Consider the following 14,242-nt stretch of genomic DNA (forward strand, 5'->3'; position numbering starts at 1 on the left):
GCTAAGCCTACAGATCTATTCAATAACAAACAGTATTTGTATATCATTGGTCAGAATTTCAATCAGCGTTTGCTTCTGCAAGGTCTACAGCCGAGAACAGCTCTGGCTTTTGTAAGAGTTCCCTAGCTGCTTTCCGTAATTTGAATCCCCAAAGCTGTTCTTCTTGATATTTGGCTAAAACATAATTAGGATTTTGACTCAAAGCTTTATTGGCCAGATTTATAGCTTCTGAAGCTTGAGGCTGGATTTGATTTAACGCAGCGGCAAGAGCGAGCATTGGCTCGGCATTTTTTTCTATAATTAGCACTTCTCGCCAGGTTTGAATAGCTTTTTGCATTTTCCCCATTTCAAACAGTACGATAGCTTGGTTGTTGAGTGCTTCCCAGAAGGAGGGTTTTAAACTGCAGGCTTGTTTGAATGCTTTGAGAGCAGATTCAAAATTGGCTTGCATTATCCTTGCATTCCCTAGTTGGAAATAACCGTTTGAGTTTTTTGGATCCAGTTTTAGACCATGATTAAGAAGTTTAATAGCTTGATTTGGTTGATTTTGCTCTAATATTAAAGCTGCTTCCGCAAACCAAACCTCTGGGTTTTGAGGGTTGATTGTTTTTGCTTTAATTAAGGATCTGAGCGCTGCTTCGAGCTGGCCATTTCTATGTTGTGCTGCTGCAAGCACAGACCAAAGTCGCTCATCATGTGGTTGAAGCCTTACCGCAAGAGCCGCAAGATTGGCGGCTTGTTCGTTTTGACCAATTTGAAGTAATTGAGTAGCAGTGCGTCCAATATTTAGACTTGTTTGATAAAGAACTTGGGGATTTGGTTCGTATACATAAGGGATTAGTGCAGAAACAGGTCTTGCTGATAGGCACCCTGTCAAGCTAATAATTAATATTGCCAGGCGGTTAAAAATAGCCTTTAACGTTAAACTGTTTTGCATCATAATTAAAGGTTCACTCCTTTTAAGCTTATTAAAAGCTTTTCTTTTTCTTTTTCTGTACTGCATATGCATTTCTTCTCCACATCCATGGTTTGATTCTTTTAAGAGCGGAATTCCGCAAGTTGGTCTTCCATGTTTCATCATCCCATTGCAGAGCTTGTTTTGTTGTTAGGCCCAGGACCCATGGTTTTGGTTGGACATCAGGGTCTTTGCTGCTTGGAAGTGGTTTTTGATTCCAAGGACATATTTCTTGGCAGATGTCACACCCAGCAACCCAGTTACCAATTGATTCGGTTATTTCTGATGGTAGAGAGCTGTTGCGGTTTTCAATATTGTGATAAGCAATACAAAGTCTTGCATCTACTACAAAAGGCTCTGTGATTGCGTTTGTTGGACAGTGCTCCAAACACAGTTGACATTGACCACATGATGGTGTTGCTGGTTTGTCTGGGATTAGGGGTTCTGTGCATAAAAGGTGCCCAATCACCATCCAGGAACCATTTTGAGCATTGATTAGGTTGCTATTTTTTCCAATCCAGCCAATACCCGCTTCTTCTGCCCAAGCTTTATCTAGTAAAGGTGCTGTGTCGACGCAAACTTTCCAACGGCAACCAGGCCTTTCTTTTTCTAGCCAGCGTCCAATTTTTCTAAGCCTTTGATTGACGACCTTGTGATAATCCTTACCCCAGCCATAACGCGCGATTGATAAGGTTCCTGGGATGGGATTTTTATCTACGTAATAGTTAAGTCCTACAGCCAATACGCTGCAAACACCTTCAAGAAGGGTTTCTATTTTTTTGCGGCGTTCAGCAGCCATCCAGTTCATGTCTGCTTGATAATTGGCGTTTAGCCATCGCTCCAACGCTGCTGTCCTAAGCGAAAGTCTTTTGCTGCCTGGAATTCTTGCAATACCCACAGGGGTAAAACCTTCAATTTTGGCCTGGTTTTTGAGTTCTTGAGTGAGTTCTGACTGGGTCCAAATGGCTTTCACAAAAAAACGACCGTAAAGTTGGGACTCCTATGGCATCTTTGCCTTGTCTGATACTGATATTAGTCCTAGTTCTGCTAGGCACTTCGCATCTCTAATGAGTTGGGTTGGCTTCACCTTGGTTTTATTGTTTTTTTTGCAGGTTTTTGTTGTCCTTAGTAGTGGAAATTGGGGAAATCGTATTTATGAGCAATTAGTTATAGAGCGTTTGGTTCATCAGGCTCCTATGGCCTTCCTTGGGTTAGTTGTAATGGCGATGAGCTTTAGATTGAATCGTACTGAAAACAGGTCATTTTCTTTTAAATGGTTTGTTTGTGGACTGTCCTTAATCATTGCTCTGGCAATGTTTTCTTTGGTTCCAATTGGGCTTTCTGGGAATCGAATTCTTTCAGAGGAAGCGGATCAGCTTTTGACTCAAAAGCGTGACCAACTCGCGATAGCACGCAAACAATCTCAAAACGATATCGTTTTGCTGAGTCTTGGAGAAGATTTGGCTCAAGCAGGTCGCTTGAAATTAGATGCTAGTGATTTAGAAAAGAGGAGAGCAGCAAAGGATTTTATTGATCAACAACTTGGTCAAATGGTTGATCAGATCCAACAAGCAGAACTTCAAAGTGCTTTGGCTACAAAGCAAAGGACCATTGGAGGCACCTATAGCGTAGTTGTCCTTTGCGTTGGTTTTATGTTGCTTGCTCTGACAGCTGTTCTATAAAAAGACAGAAATAACCTTTAATATGGCTAACTTGGTTAAATACTTCTTATCTAAGGCATAAGACGGACCTTTGGTGCAGTCGAATCCCAGACCAGATCTTCCGTTGGGCTCCAGGCTTCAGCAAGATCTTAAGAATGACCTGATCGCCGGGTTGTTGGTGGTAATTCCACTTGCTACAACCATTTGGCTTTCGACAATTGTCAGTCGTTTTGTTCTGGCATTTTTGACTTCGATACCTAAACAGTTAAATCCTTTTATCACTCTCAATCCACTTCTTCAGGATTTGATCAATTTGGCTTTGGGGTTAACTGTTCCGTTATTGGGGATACTCTTAATTGGACTGATGGCTAGAAATATTGTTGGCAGATGGTTGCTTGAATTTGGCGAAGGAACCCTTTCTAGGATCCCTTTGGCAGGGTCTGTTTATAAAACATTGAAGCAATTGCTGGAAACCTTTTTAAGAGATAATTCTTCTCGTTTTCGTAGAGTTGTTTTGGTGGAATATCCCAGGGAGGGATTGTTTAGTGTTGGCTTTGTTACTGGCTCTGTAGGCCCTTCTTTGCAGCCAGATTTAGAGAAGCCTTTGCTTAGTGTCTTTATTCCAACAGCTCCAAACCCTACAACTGGGTGGTATACCCTTGTTCCTGAGTCCTCTGTAAAGGATTTGAATATTTCTGTAGAAGATGCTTTTAGGACGATTATTTCTGCAGGAATTGTCAATCCTGATGAACGAGAAGCCCCAGTGAATAGAAGTTTTTCAAGTCTTTTTGCTCAACTCAGAGCAACTACAGCTTCCTCTTCCCCTTCTGCCCAGGGTTGATAGGAGGGCTTTTTTGTCTTTAGAAGATGCCAATTAGGTCTGTTACTAGAGAATTAGCACTTTTGGTGTTGAGTCAAATTCCTGAGAGTCAACTACACACGTTGACGAGCAGTTCCCTTTCGAGTTTGTTGAATAAGGCTTTAGAGAGTTTGATGCAGCATTGGAGAGAACAGCTTGACGCCACTGCGATTGGTCTGGAGAGTGCTCAACAAGATTTATTGGACAGTGAACTTCAAGATTCCGACAGTAGTTCATTGAGTCGGGTGCGTGATCATTTAACTGCTTCTTTGAATTCCTCAGAAAAGGTTTTAAATAGCCTTTCAGCTTGCTTAGAGCTGCCAAGATTAATTGTTTTGGGAGATCAGGAGGAAATTAGACTTGCTTCTATTAAACGAGTGGATTTGGTTTTACAAGAAAGTCAAAAGATTGACTCTCGATTGGATGCCGTAATGGAAGGCTGGCGATTGAAGCGTTTGCCAAGAATAGATCGAGATATTTTGAGACTATCAGTAGTTGATTTGATGTTTTTGCAAACACCAGTAGCTGTAGCTTGTAATGAAGCTGTTGAATTGGCGAATCGTTATAGCGATGAGCAGGGTAGACGCATGATCAATGGTGTTTTGCGAAGATTGCAAGATGCTTCTTTTGCTGAGATTTCCTGATGGGTTACGACGGGTTTAAACGCCAAGAAACAAATTCTTCTTTTCCTGAGGAATTAGAAGATGGAATTTCTGATTTAAGTGAACAAGAAAAATTGTCTGCTCAGGCTGATGAAACAGAGGAGGCCTCCCAAGAAGAAGATCCTTTGCTGTGGGCCAAGCAAGCTTATGAAAGGCTCAAAAAACAACAGGAGGAGGAGCGTAAAAAAATTGAAGTTGTAGAGCAGGAAAATGAAGATAATGCTTCCAATCAACAACAATTAGCTAATTTAGATTTAAAAGAAGATAAAAGTGAGACATCCAGAGAAGATAATTTTTTAGAATTAGCTGGTGAAAATAAAGCAGCTCGCCATGCAAAGAGTGAATTAGAAGTTTCTGAAGCGAAGGTTGACGTGACTCCAGTACTTGGAGAATTTGATGATACTTTTACTTGGTCAGCGGAGATTTTGGCTGCCCAAGGTAAAAGAAAAGATCAGATTTCGGTTGAAGATATTGATTGGCTTGGAAGATTAAGGAGGGGTTTAGAAAAGACACGCCAAGGTTTTGTTACTGAACTTTTGGAAAGATTGGGAGATGATCCACTTACCCCAGCGACTTTAGATGAATTAGAAACATTGTTGTTAAGAGCTGATGCTGGGGTAGATGCCACTGATCAGGTTTTAGAAGCCCTTAGACGCCGTTTAAATGAAGAAGTTCTTGACTCTCGTGAAGGCTTGCGCTTTCTCAAAGAACAATTATGTTCATTGATTGACAAACCTATTAATGACAGCGGAACAGAGCTTCTTGCCCCTCAGCGAGGGTGCTTGAACATATGGCTTTTAGTTGGTGTTAATGGTGTAGGAAAGACAACGACTTTAGGTAAGTTGGCTAATCTTTCTGTTAGAAGTGGATATACTACTTTGATCGCAGCAGCTGATACTTTTCGTGCTGCCGCAGTTGAACAGGTTCAAGTATGGGGAGATCGTAGTGGAGTACAAGTTATTGCTAATAACACAACTAATGCTGATCCAGCTGCAGTAGTTTTTGATGCTATTGGGGCGGCCAAATCTAAGTCTACAGATTTATTGTTAGTAGACACTGCCGGTCGCTTGCAAACTAAGCATAATCTTATGGAGGAATTAAATAAAGTTAGGAGAATAATTGATCGCTTAGCTCCTGAAGCTAAAGTTGAATCATTATTGGTTTTAGATGCTAGTCAAGGGCAAAATGGGCTTCGTCAAGCAATGGCTTTTGGTAAGAAAGCTGGCTTGACTGGTGTGATAATTACTAAATTAGATGGATCTTCCAGGGGTGGTGTCGCTTTAGCAGTCTCTTCTGAGGCTGGTCTACCTATTAGATTTGTGGGAGCTGGAGAAGGCATAAGAGATCTTCGACCCTTCAAAAGTTTTGAATTTGTTGAAGCACTACTAGCTTTTAAATAATTTCAAGGTTTTTCTTTAAATGTCTTGCTAGCTTTTTAGACCTGTAGTGGTTATGTGGTGAGCAATAAACCACCAAGGCCCCATCAAGCTCAGGACTCTCGTACTTTTCCGCAGTCCCCTACTGCTTTTGTCTCCTTGCGTCAATTACTAGATAGTTTGACCAAGGAGCAATTGCGCAACCAAGAATTGTTGGTTTCTTTGGGATTTGCCTTACGCAGTTTTACTAATTTACATAGATTTTTGGAATTAGTTCCAGTGCTTGCGTCTCGATTAGCAGGTGTAGAAGGTGCCTTGGTTGTTCCTTTTCTTGCTGATGGTCGCATTTGGCGGGATCAGTTGCAAGCAGATCCTTCTGAGTTAAATCAAGACTTATTAAGTAAGTTGTTGATGTTTAAGCAAGGAATGGCTAAAGGTTTTGCATCAGATGAAAGTCAATTAATCGCATTAGACCGTGTTGTTCAGCGTCATATGCCTAAGGCAGGTATTTTTGCGACCTCTTTAGTTGCAAGAGGCCGCCAGAGAGGACGTTTATATGTATTTAATAGAAATAAGCCACTTGTATGGAGTGATATTCATCGTCGTCATGTGCAATTGGTTGCTGATTTGACAGGTGTTGCTGTTGAAAATGATCAGATCGTTCAAGAGGTCAGAAGACATGAGCGGGTGGATCGTCAATTAAGTATTGGTGCAGAGATTCAGTCTCAACTTCTCCCAGATCATTGTCCCATTATTGAAGGGGTTGAATTGGCAGCTTGTTGTAGGCCAGCTTTTGAAGTTGGAGGTGATTATTATGATTTTATTCCTACCCGTCCTGAGTTTGTTGGCCCTAAAAGAGAAAAGGGTCGTTGGGCGCTTGTGATTGGCGATGTCATGGGTAAAGGAGTGCCGGCTGGTTTATTAATGACTATGTTAAGAGGAATGCTGAGAGCAGAGGTATTAACTGGGTTATCGCCTGATCGAATTCTTCATGACCTTAATCAATTGGCTCAAGAAGACTTAGCGCAATCCCATCGATTTGTTACTCTCTTTTATTCTGATTATGATCCATATTCACGTTCCTTACGTTATGCAAATGCTGCGCATAATCCTCCCTTATTATGGAAGGCCGATCAAAAATCTGTAAGTCGATTAGATGCTCCAGGATTTTTAATTGGGCTTCAATCAGAAGCTGACTATGGCTTGGGAGAAATAGTTTTGAGCCCTGGTGATGTTCTTCTTTATTACACCGATGGTGTAACCGAGGCGGCTGGGCTGTCGGGTGATCGGTTTGATGAAGAGCGACTGATTAAGGCTTTGGAGATTTGTTGTAGAGCTGGTTTAAGCGCTCAAGGCATATTAGATAAGTTGTTTTTGCGCCTAGATCGGTTTGTGGGTGGAGACCATCAGCTTGAAGATGATGCCTCTATGGTTGTTTTGAAGGTTCGAGAAGAATTAACCCTTCCTTCTTTGCATGTGTCTCTACCCTGAAGATCAGTTTTAATCAGAGTGGAAGAATGACAGGAGGGGTAACTGGAGGATCAAAGACAGGTTGGAGTGACAGGTTTGAGGAGGGGCTTCATCCGGCAATAGAAGTTTTTAATGCTTCTATTGCATTTGATATCACAATTCTTCAGGAGGATTTAGATGGATCAATTGCTCATAGTCGAATGTTGGCTGATTGTGGGGTAATTACTAAGGAAGAATTTGCAGAGATTTCAAGAGGCCTTGAACAGATTCGTCTTGAGGCCAAGGAGGGAACTTTTCAGCCAGACCTAACCGATGAGGATGTTCATTTTGCGGTAGAGCGACGATTGATTGCTTTGTTGGGTCCAGTGGGTAAGAAATTACATGCTGGGCGCAGTCGTAATGATCAGGTAGGAACTGATCTTCGCCTTTGGTTAAGACGTCGCATCGATGAAATTGAGCAGCATCTTGTTCGCTTGCAAATTGCCTTGTTGGGTCAAGCAGAGTCTCATGCGGATTGGTTAATTCCTGGTTATACACACCTTCAACGAGCTCAACCGGTTTGTTTAGCGCATCATCTTTTGGCTTATGTAGAGATGCTTCAACGTGATCGTGATCGTCTTTTGGAGGTTCGTAGACGCGTAAACATTTCACCACTTGGTGCGGCAGCTTTGGCAGGAACTTCCTTGCCGATTGATCGTCGTCAAACTGCACTAGAGCTAGGGTTTGACGACATTTATAGAAATAGTTTAGATGCTGTTAGTGATAGGGATTTTGCAGTTGAATTTGCGGGTTTTTCAGCATTAGTTATGGCTCATATGAGTCGTTTGGCTGATGAAGTTATTTTGTGGGCTTCAGAAGAATTTGGGTTTGTTCAGCTTACGGATCGATGTTCGACTGGAAGTAGCTTAATGCCACAGAAAAAAAACCCTGATGTACCTGAATTAATTCGAGGAAAGACCGGACGTATTTATGGTCATCTTCAAGGTCTTTTGACAATGATAAAAGGACTTCCCCTCGCTTATAACAAGGATTTTCAGGAAGACAAAGAAGCATTATTTGACACTGTTGCGACTACTAAAAATTGTCTTCAGGCGATGTATATTTTATTCGAAGAAGGATTAGTTTTTTCTCAGGAAAGGTTAAGCGTTGCAGTGCAAAGTGATTTCTCTAATGCAACAGATGTGGCAGATTATTTGGTGAAAAAGGGAGTTCCTTTTCGTGAGGCTTATCAGATCGTTGGAGGATTGGTAAAAACTTGTTTGGATCAGAAAGTTTTGCTTCGAGATTTAACCCTTGCTCAATGGAAGGCCTGTCACCCTTCCATCGGTGAAGATTTGCTGGATAAACTTCCCCCGCAGAGTGTTGTCTGTTCTAGAAAAAGTGAAGGGGGGACTGCGTTTGTTCGTGTTCAGGAGCAGTTGGAATATTGGCGAAGTCGCCTTGGTTCCATGAAAGAGTGATTTAAGTTTTTCCTCTGCGGTTTAATCTATAGGTGTTATTGGTTATTTGATTCCTTAAGAATCATTAGCCAATTAGGATCCCTTTGATCCAATCGGTCCATTTTCTGTCCAATTTAGACAAGTGAGTATTTTCGTTGGCAATCTGCCCTTCCGCGCTGAGCAGGAAGACATCATTGAATTGTTTGCGCCCTTTGGTGAGGTCGCTAATTGTTCCCTCCCTCTTGAAAGAGACACTGGACGAAAGCGAGGTTTTGCTTTCATTGAGATGTCTGATGAGGCTGCTGAAGCCGCCGCTATAGAAGGCTTGCAAGGAGCGGAGATGATGGGCCGTCCATTGCGCATTAACAAGGCTGAGCCCCGAGGCAGTGCTCCAAGAAGAGGCGGCGGCGGCTATGGCGGCGGCGGCTATGGCGGCGGCGGATATGGCGGTGGCGGCGGCTATGGCGGCGGTGGTGGCTATGGCGGCGGCGGCTATGGCGGCGGCGGCCAAGGTGGCTATGGCGGCGGTGGTCAAGGCGGCTATGGCGGTGGCGGCCAAGGCGGCTATGGCGGCGGCGGCGGCCAAGGTGGCTATGGCGGCGGTGGTCAAGGCGGCTATGGCGGTGGCGGCCAAGGCGGCTATGGCGGTGGTGGCCAAGGCGGCTATGGCAGTGGTGGCCAAGGTGGATATGGCGGTGGCGGCCAAGGTGGCGGTAACGCTTCTAGTGGTGCCAAAGGTTGGGAAGATCGTAGTTATGGTGGAGGATCTTCTTCCGATTCTTCTGGACATGATGAAGGGCGTAGCCGTAGAAGAAGAGGTACAGCACCTGAAAAAGATGGTGGATTTTCTGGCGACGAAAATTCAGATTACGGTGGTGCCGAAGGTTAATTAGAAGTTGAACTGTTAAAGGCCTAAATTTTCCAATTCCTTTATAGCTTCTTCTAGTACAGTTAAATTTGCACTTCTATTTTGAGCCTTAAGTGTAAGATTTTTTCTCCATAATCTTGCACCAGGCACTCCTTCTACGATTTGCAATAGGTGTCGAGATATGTCCCATAGTTTTCCATCTCTGGCTAGATGTTTTTCAGCATAAGGTAATAGGTTTTTTATTATCTCTGAAGGATTGATTTCTTTAGCTGAGTCTCCATAAATGATTTCATCAATATTTTTCCATCTAAGTGGATGTTCGTATGCGGCTCTTCCAACCATTGCTCCATCGCAAAATGCCAATGCATTTATGCAATCGATTGGTGTTTGCAGGCCGCCATTAAGTTCAATGATGACATGAGGCAGTTGTTTTTTCAGTGCAGCTACTCTTTCATATTGAAGAGGGGGTATTGTTCTATTCTCTTTTGGATTTAGTCCTTCAAGCCATGCTTTTCTTGCATGAATTGCAAATCGTTTAGCTCCTCCATTTGCAACTTCCACTACGAAATTCTTTAATAGATAGTCATTATCTAAATCATCTATGCCAAGTCGATGTTTTACGGTTACTGGTATAGAACTTGCATTAGTCATTGCTTCTACGCATTGTGCTACATGACTAGGTTTAGCCATAAGACAAGCTCCAAAATTGCCTGATCTGACCTTTTTGCTAGGACACCCCACATTTAAATTAATTTCGTCGTAACCCCATTCTTCTGCCAGTTTTGCTGCTTCTGCTAAAAGCTTTGGTTCATCTCCACCAATTTGAAGTGCGATTGGGTGTTCAATATTATCGAAATTAAGTAATTTGCAGGGATTTTTTTGGTGGTGTAGTGCTTTCGCCACGACCATTTCGGTATACAGTAAGCTGCGTTTTGTAATTTGACGCATCAACACTCTGAAGTGAGAGTCAGTCCAATCAAGCATTGGTGCGACACTAAATCGATATGCTTCCTCAATGCTTGAGGAAGATTTGTTTACTATTGCTTGGTTTGGAACGCACTTTTCCATAGGTCTTGTCTAGAACAGTCTTGTTGGTTTTGATTGGTTTATGCACACTATCTCTTCTCTTTTTAGTCGTCGTTCACTTCTTATGTCAGTAATTGCAGGTTTATTAGCATTCTTTCGAAGTCCTTCCTTGCTATTGGCTGCCTCAAAGGCAGATGATAGTTCATGGGACTTAACAGATTCGGATTGGAGGGGAAGGCTATCAAAAGAGGCTTACAATGTTTTACGTGATGAAGGTACTGAAAGACCTTTTACTAGTCCGTTGAATGATGAGAAAAGAAGTGGAACTTTTCATTGCGCGGGTTGTGATTTGCCTTTATTTTCTTCCCAGGCAAAATTTGATAGTGGTACAGGATGGCCTAGTTTTTGGGCTCCATTAGATAATTCGATTGATACTAAAGTCGATTTTAAGTTGATTGTGCCCAGAACTGAATATCATTGCCGCCGATGTGGTGGCCATCAAGGACATGTTTTTAACGATGGTCCAAGACCAACAGGAAAACGTTATTGCAACAATGGAGTTGCTCTCACTTTCAAGCCAACAATTTGATCTAATTGTTGTAGGCGGTGGTGCCGCAGGTTTCATGGCTGCTATCACAGCAGCTGAACAAAGTAATGCTTCTGTGCTTTTATTAGAGGCCACACGTAAGCCATTAGATAAAGTACGAATTAGTGGAGGTGGTCGATGCAATGTAACTCATGCCTGTTGGGATCCAAGTGAACTCATAACCAAATATCCCCGAGGAGGTATTGCTTTATATAGTCCTTTCACTCGTTTTGCTTGTGGTGATTCAATTAGTTGGTTTGCTGAGCATGGAGTTGAATTGGTTGTAGAGGAGGATGGCAGGATGTTTCCTAAAGCCAATACTTCCTTGGCAATAGTTAATTGCCTAAAAAAAGCAGCTAAAAAAGTTGGCGTGAAGTTACTTCAAGAAGCTTTGGTAAGTACTATAAGAACTGATTTAAATGATCTCTTTATTGTTACACTCCAAGATAAATCCTTTGCTTTTGCCAAAAAAGCATTACTTGCCACAGGAGGGCATCCTTCTGGGCGGAAGATGGCAAAGGCTTTAGGTCATAATATTATTAAACCTATTCCTTCATTGTTTACTTTTAAATTAGCTGAGCCCCGTTTGAATAAGTGCAGCGGCATATCTCTTGATTCGGTTAAATTAAATATCAGGGTGGGCGGAGAGTGTTTTGAGCAACTTGGTAGAGTGCTCATAACTCATTGGGGCATCAGTGGTCCTGCAGTTTTACGTTTAACAGCTTATGCAGCTAGGGCTCTACATAAAGATAAATATAAGGCTAAAATTACTATTAATTGGCTGGGTAATTTAGATAGAACTTACATCCAAGAATTTATTCGTAAATTTCGTCATGAAAATGCATCCAAAAGGATCAAAACAGTTAAACCCTTTTCGACTATACCTAAACGATTTTGGTTATTACTCTTATCGCTTGCCTCGATAGATCCCGATTTGCGTTGGGCTGACTTTTCTTATAAATTTGAGCAGTCATTAATTGATTGTTTGATTAATAGTCAATTTCGTGTTGAAGGTAGAGGCCCTTTTGGGGAAGAATTTGTGACAGCTGGTGGTGTTGAATTGGATGAAATAGATCTTTCTACAATGGAAAGTCGTATATGTTCAGGTTTATATATTGCCGGAGAATTATTGGATGTAGATGGAATTACAGGTGGTTTTAATTTCCAACATTGTTGGAGTAGTGGCTGGTTAGCAGGCAAGTCAATTGCCAATGCAATTAATAAAGCCTATTAAATCCATAAAAACTAGATTAAAGTATTGATTTGTATTCTTGTAATTGGTTGCTAATACACATAGGTCATTTTGTTGGTAATTATTACGTCAGATAGGTGCGGGCTTCCGCAGCTTGTCTGAGGACCACTTCACCCATCAACATGGGTGCATGTGAAGCTAGAAGTGCACAGTATGAGTGAAGACGTGACCTCACAAGCTCAGGATCCAAAGGGATCAGGTTCTGAGGAAAATTCATCAGAATCTGGGAATACTCAATCTGTTGAGCCGATGGCTGACAAGGATTCCAGTAGTGCTCAATTGCCTATTGAACAGGCTCAAGCTGAGAATTCAGCCGATGACGGATCTCTGGGAGATAAGCCATTAACCCCTGATAGCGAAGCTCGACTTCAGCAACTGGAAGAGGAGCATGAGACTCTTCGAAGTCAATACATGAGAATTGCAGCAGATTTTGACAATTTCAGAAAGCGGCAATCACGTGATCAGGATGATCTCCGAGTACAGCTCACTTGTACGACTCTTAGTGAGATTCTTCCAGTAGTTGATAACTTTGAGCGTGCGCGACAACAGTTAGATCCTCAGGGCGAAGAGGCACAAGCCCTGCACCGTAGTTATCAAGGCTTGTATAAACAGCTGGTTGATGTTTTGAAGCAGTTAGGGGTTGCACCAATGCGTGTAGTTGGTCAGTCCTTTGATCCAAACCTGCATGAAGCGGTTTTACGTGAGCCTAGTGATGAGCACCCAGAAGATGTTGTGATTGAAGAACTACAACGTGGTTATCACCTCAATGGACGTGTTTTGCGTCATGCTCTTGTGAAGGTCTCTATGGGATCACAAAAAAGTTCAACTAATGATTCTGCTTCTGATCAAGAAACCTCTGAGCAGATCCCTGATGAGCTCTTATCGCCGGATAAAGAAAACCAATGATCTTTCTTTTGGTCTTTACTCTGATGCAATGTTGATGGTCTGATGGCAGATTTTTACGATCTTCTCGGTGTTAGCAGGGATGCTGACGGAGATACCTTGAAACGGGCTTATCGCCGTTTAGCACGTCAGTACCACCCTGATGTTAATAAGGATCCTGGTGCTGAGGATCGCTTTAAGGAAATTGGGCGAGCTTATGAAGTGCTTGGTGATCCCCAGTCACGAGCACGTTATGACCAATTTGGTGAGGCTGGGCTTGGTGGGGCAGCTGGGATGCCAGACATGGGAGATATGGGAGGCTTTGCAGATTTATTTGAGACATTTTTTAGTGGGTTTGGTGGAGGCGCTTCTGCTGGGCCTCGCACGCAACGTAGAGGACCGCAACAGGGTGAAGATCTTCGATATGACTTAACGATCGATTTTTTGCAAGCGGTTTTTGGAGAAGAAAAAGAAATAAAAGTGCCGCATTTGGAAACTTGTGATGTTTGCCAAGGAAGTGGGGCGAAAAAAGGAACTCGACCTGTTACTTGCAGTACTTGTGGAGGGGTAGGACAGGTTCGTCGCGCTACTAGAACTCCTTTTGGCAGCTTTACCCAAGTAGCTGAATGCCCGGCTTGTGGTGGAACGGGCCAGGTAATTGCAGATCCGTGCCCTGCATGTTCGGGACAAGGAGTACGTCAAGTTAGAAAAAAATTGCGTATCAACATTCCTGCTGGAGTTGATAGTGGAACGCGCTTAAGAGTTACTGGTGAGGGCAATGCCGGTTTACGGGGAGGTCCTTCAGGGGATCTATATGTGTTTTTGAAGGTAAAAAGTCATCCAAAGTTGAAACGTGATGGCTTAACTGTTCTTTCAGATGTAAATGTTAGTTATCTTCAGGCGATTTTGGGGGACACCATCCAAGTTGATACTGTTGATGGTTTATCCGACCTTGATATACCTGCAGGGACTCAACCGAATGCGGTTTTAACTTTGGAAAATAAAGGTATTCCTAAGCTAGGGAATCCTGTTGCTAGGGGTAATCAGCGTATCTCAGTAAAGGTACAATTGCCCACAAGATTGTCTGATGAAGAACGTGGTTTGCTAGAGAATTTAGCTAGTCATCATTCTGCTAAAGGACCACAACATCATCATCACAATAGTGGTTTGTTTGCACGTTTGTTTGGTCAAACTTGATGAGATCTA

14 protein-coding genes are annotated in these 14,242 nt (G+C 42.6%); 11 read left to right on the forward strand and 3 right to left on the reverse strand.

Going from position 1 to position 14,242, the window contains the following annotated elements; translation table 11 throughout:
- Window positions 1–58 precede the first annotated feature (58 nt).
- Together SOI83_RS06355 and queG are read right to left on the reverse strand one after the other, a co-directional pair.
- Window positions 59–937: a tetratricopeptide repeat protein gene (locus tag SOI83_RS06355; protein ID WP_414153443.1), complete on the reverse strand. Its 879-nt coding sequence runs from the start codon at window positions 935–937 to the stop codon at window positions 59–61.
- A gap of 31 nt (window positions 938–968) precedes the next feature.
- Window positions 969–1,928, reverse strand: a complete 960-nt coding sequence (gene queG / locus SOI83_RS06360) for a tRNA epoxyqueuosine(34) reductase QueG (protein WP_320675860.1) — start codon at window positions 1,926–1,928, stop codon at window positions 969–971.
- A gap of 43 nt (window positions 1,929–1,971) precedes the next feature.
- Here queG and SOI83_RS06365 point away from each other — a divergent pair, with 43 nt between their 5' ends.
- The 7 genes from SOI83_RS06365 (at window position 1,972) to SOI83_RS06395 (ending at window position 9,311) form a co-directional block, all read left to right on the forward strand.
- The gene (locus SOI83_RS06365) at window positions 1,972–2,637 is read left to right on the forward strand and encodes an HpsJ family protein (RefSeq protein WP_320675861.1); all 666 of its coding nucleotides are present in this window, start codon (window positions 1,972–1,974) and stop codon (window positions 2,635–2,637) included.
- A gap of 70 nt (window positions 2,638–2,707) precedes the next feature.
- Entirely contained in the window at window positions 2,708–3,457 is a 750-nt protein-coding gene (locus SOI83_RS06370; RefSeq protein ID WP_320675862.1) for a DUF502 domain-containing protein, read from the forward strand.
- A 26-nt stretch (window positions 3,458–3,483) separates the two neighbouring features.
- Complete coding sequence (nusB, locus tag SOI83_RS06375; protein ID WP_320675863.1) at window positions 3,484–4,119, forward strand: transcription antitermination factor NusB; 636 nt, start codon at window positions 3,484–3,486, stop codon at window positions 4,117–4,119.
- Window positions 4,119–5,537: a signal recognition particle-docking protein FtsY gene (gene ftsY, locus SOI83_RS06380; RefSeq protein ID WP_320675864.1), complete on the forward strand. Its 1,419-nt coding sequence runs from the start codon at window positions 4,119–4,121 to the stop codon at window positions 5,535–5,537. The genes nusB and ftsY overlap by 1 nt, the downstream gene beginning before the upstream one ends.
- Window positions 5,538–5,594: 57 nt before the next feature.
- Window positions 5,595–7,004, forward strand: coding sequence for a PP2C family protein-serine/threonine phosphatase (locus SOI83_RS06385; protein WP_320675865.1), 1,410 nt, complete (start codon window positions 5,595–5,597; stop codon window positions 7,002–7,004).
- Between the two features lie 26 nt (window positions 7,005–7,030).
- The gene (argH, locus tag SOI83_RS06390) at window positions 7,031–8,443 is read left to right on the forward strand and encodes an argininosuccinate lyase (RefSeq protein WP_320675866.1); all 1,413 of its coding nucleotides are present in this window, start codon (window positions 7,031–7,033) and stop codon (window positions 8,441–8,443) included.
- A gap of 121 nt (window positions 8,444–8,564) precedes the next feature.
- Window positions 8,565–9,311, forward strand: coding sequence for an RNA-binding protein (locus SOI83_RS06395; protein WP_320675867.1), 747 nt, complete (start codon window positions 8,565–8,567; stop codon window positions 9,309–9,311).
- Between the two features lie 15 nt (window positions 9,312–9,326).
- On the opposite strand, the gene dusA is transcribed toward SOI83_RS06395, so the two are convergent.
- Window positions 9,327–10,358, reverse strand: a complete 1,032-nt coding sequence (gene dusA, locus SOI83_RS06400) for a tRNA dihydrouridine(20/20a) synthase DusA (RefSeq protein WP_320675868.1) — start codon at window positions 10,356–10,358, stop codon at window positions 9,327–9,329.
- Window positions 10,359–10,398: 40 nt separating this feature from the next.
- Here dusA and msrB point away from each other — a divergent pair, with 40 nt between their 5' ends.
- The 4 genes from msrB (at window position 10,399) to dnaJ (ending at window position 14,233) form a co-directional block, all read left to right on the forward strand.
- A complete protein-coding gene (gene msrB, locus SOI83_RS06405) occupies window positions 10,399–10,905 on the forward strand; it encodes a peptide-methionine (R)-S-oxide reductase MsrB (protein ID WP_320675869.1) in 507 nt (168 codons plus the stop codon).
- On the forward strand, window positions 10,871–12,136 hold the full coding sequence (locus tag SOI83_RS06410) for an NAD(P)/FAD-dependent oxidoreductase (RefSeq protein ID WP_320675870.1): 1,266 nt from the start codon (window positions 10,871–10,873) through the stop codon (window positions 12,134–12,136). Before msrB ends, SOI83_RS06410 begins: the two co-directional genes overlap by 35 nt.
- Before the next feature lie 171 nt (window positions 12,137–12,307).
- On the forward strand, window positions 12,308–13,060 hold the full coding sequence (grpE, locus tag SOI83_RS06415; RefSeq protein ID WP_320675871.1) for a nucleotide exchange factor GrpE: 753 nt from the start codon (window positions 12,308–12,310) through the stop codon (window positions 13,058–13,060).
- Window positions 13,061–13,102: 42 nt separating this feature from the next.
- Window positions 13,103–14,233, forward strand: coding sequence for a molecular chaperone DnaJ (gene dnaJ, locus SOI83_RS06420; RefSeq protein ID WP_320675872.1), 1,131 nt, complete (start codon window positions 13,103–13,105; stop codon window positions 14,231–14,233).
- Window positions 14,234–14,242 lie beyond the last annotated feature (9 nt).

Source organism: Prochlorococcus sp. MIT 1300, from assembly GCF_034092375.1.
GTDB lineage: Bacteria > Cyanobacteriota > Cyanobacteriia > PCC-6307 > Cyanobiaceae > MIT-1300.

What these genes read in the sequence shown, in the direction of transcription:
- SOI83_RS06355 (WP_414153443.1), bottom strand. Translation starts at nt 937, where the DNA reads ATGCAAAACAGTTTAACGTTAAAGGCTATTTTTAACCGCCTGGCAATA.
- nusB (WP_320675863.1), top strand. Translation starts at nt 3,484, where the DNA reads ATGCCAATTAGGTCTGTTACTAGAGAATTAGCACTTTTGGTGTTGAGT.
- ftsY (WP_320675864.1), top strand. Translation starts at nt 4,119, where the DNA reads ATGGGTTACGACGGGTTTAAACGCCAAGAAACAAATTCTTCTTTTCCT.
- argH (WP_320675866.1), top strand. Translation starts at nt 7,031, where the DNA reads ATGACAGGAGGGGTAACTGGAGGATCAAAGACAGGTTGGAGTGACAGG.
- dusA (WP_320675868.1), bottom strand. Translation starts at nt 10,358, where the DNA reads ATGGAAAAGTGCGTTCCAAACCAAGCAATAGTAAACAAATCTTCCTCA.
- msrB (WP_320675869.1), top strand. Translation starts at nt 10,399, where the DNA reads ATGCACACTATCTCTTCTCTTTTTAGTCGTCGTTCACTTCTTATGTCA.
- SOI83_RS06410 (WP_320675870.1), top strand. Translation starts at nt 10,871, where the DNA reads ATGGAGTTGCTCTCACTTTCAAGCCAACAATTTGATCTAATTGTTGTA.
- grpE (WP_320675871.1), top strand. Translation starts at nt 12,308, where the DNA reads ATGAGTGAAGACGTGACCTCACAAGCTCAGGATCCAAAGGGATCAGGT.
- dnaJ (WP_320675872.1), top strand. Translation starts at nt 13,103, where the DNA reads ATGGCAGATTTTTACGATCTTCTCGGTGTTAGCAGGGATGCTGACGGA.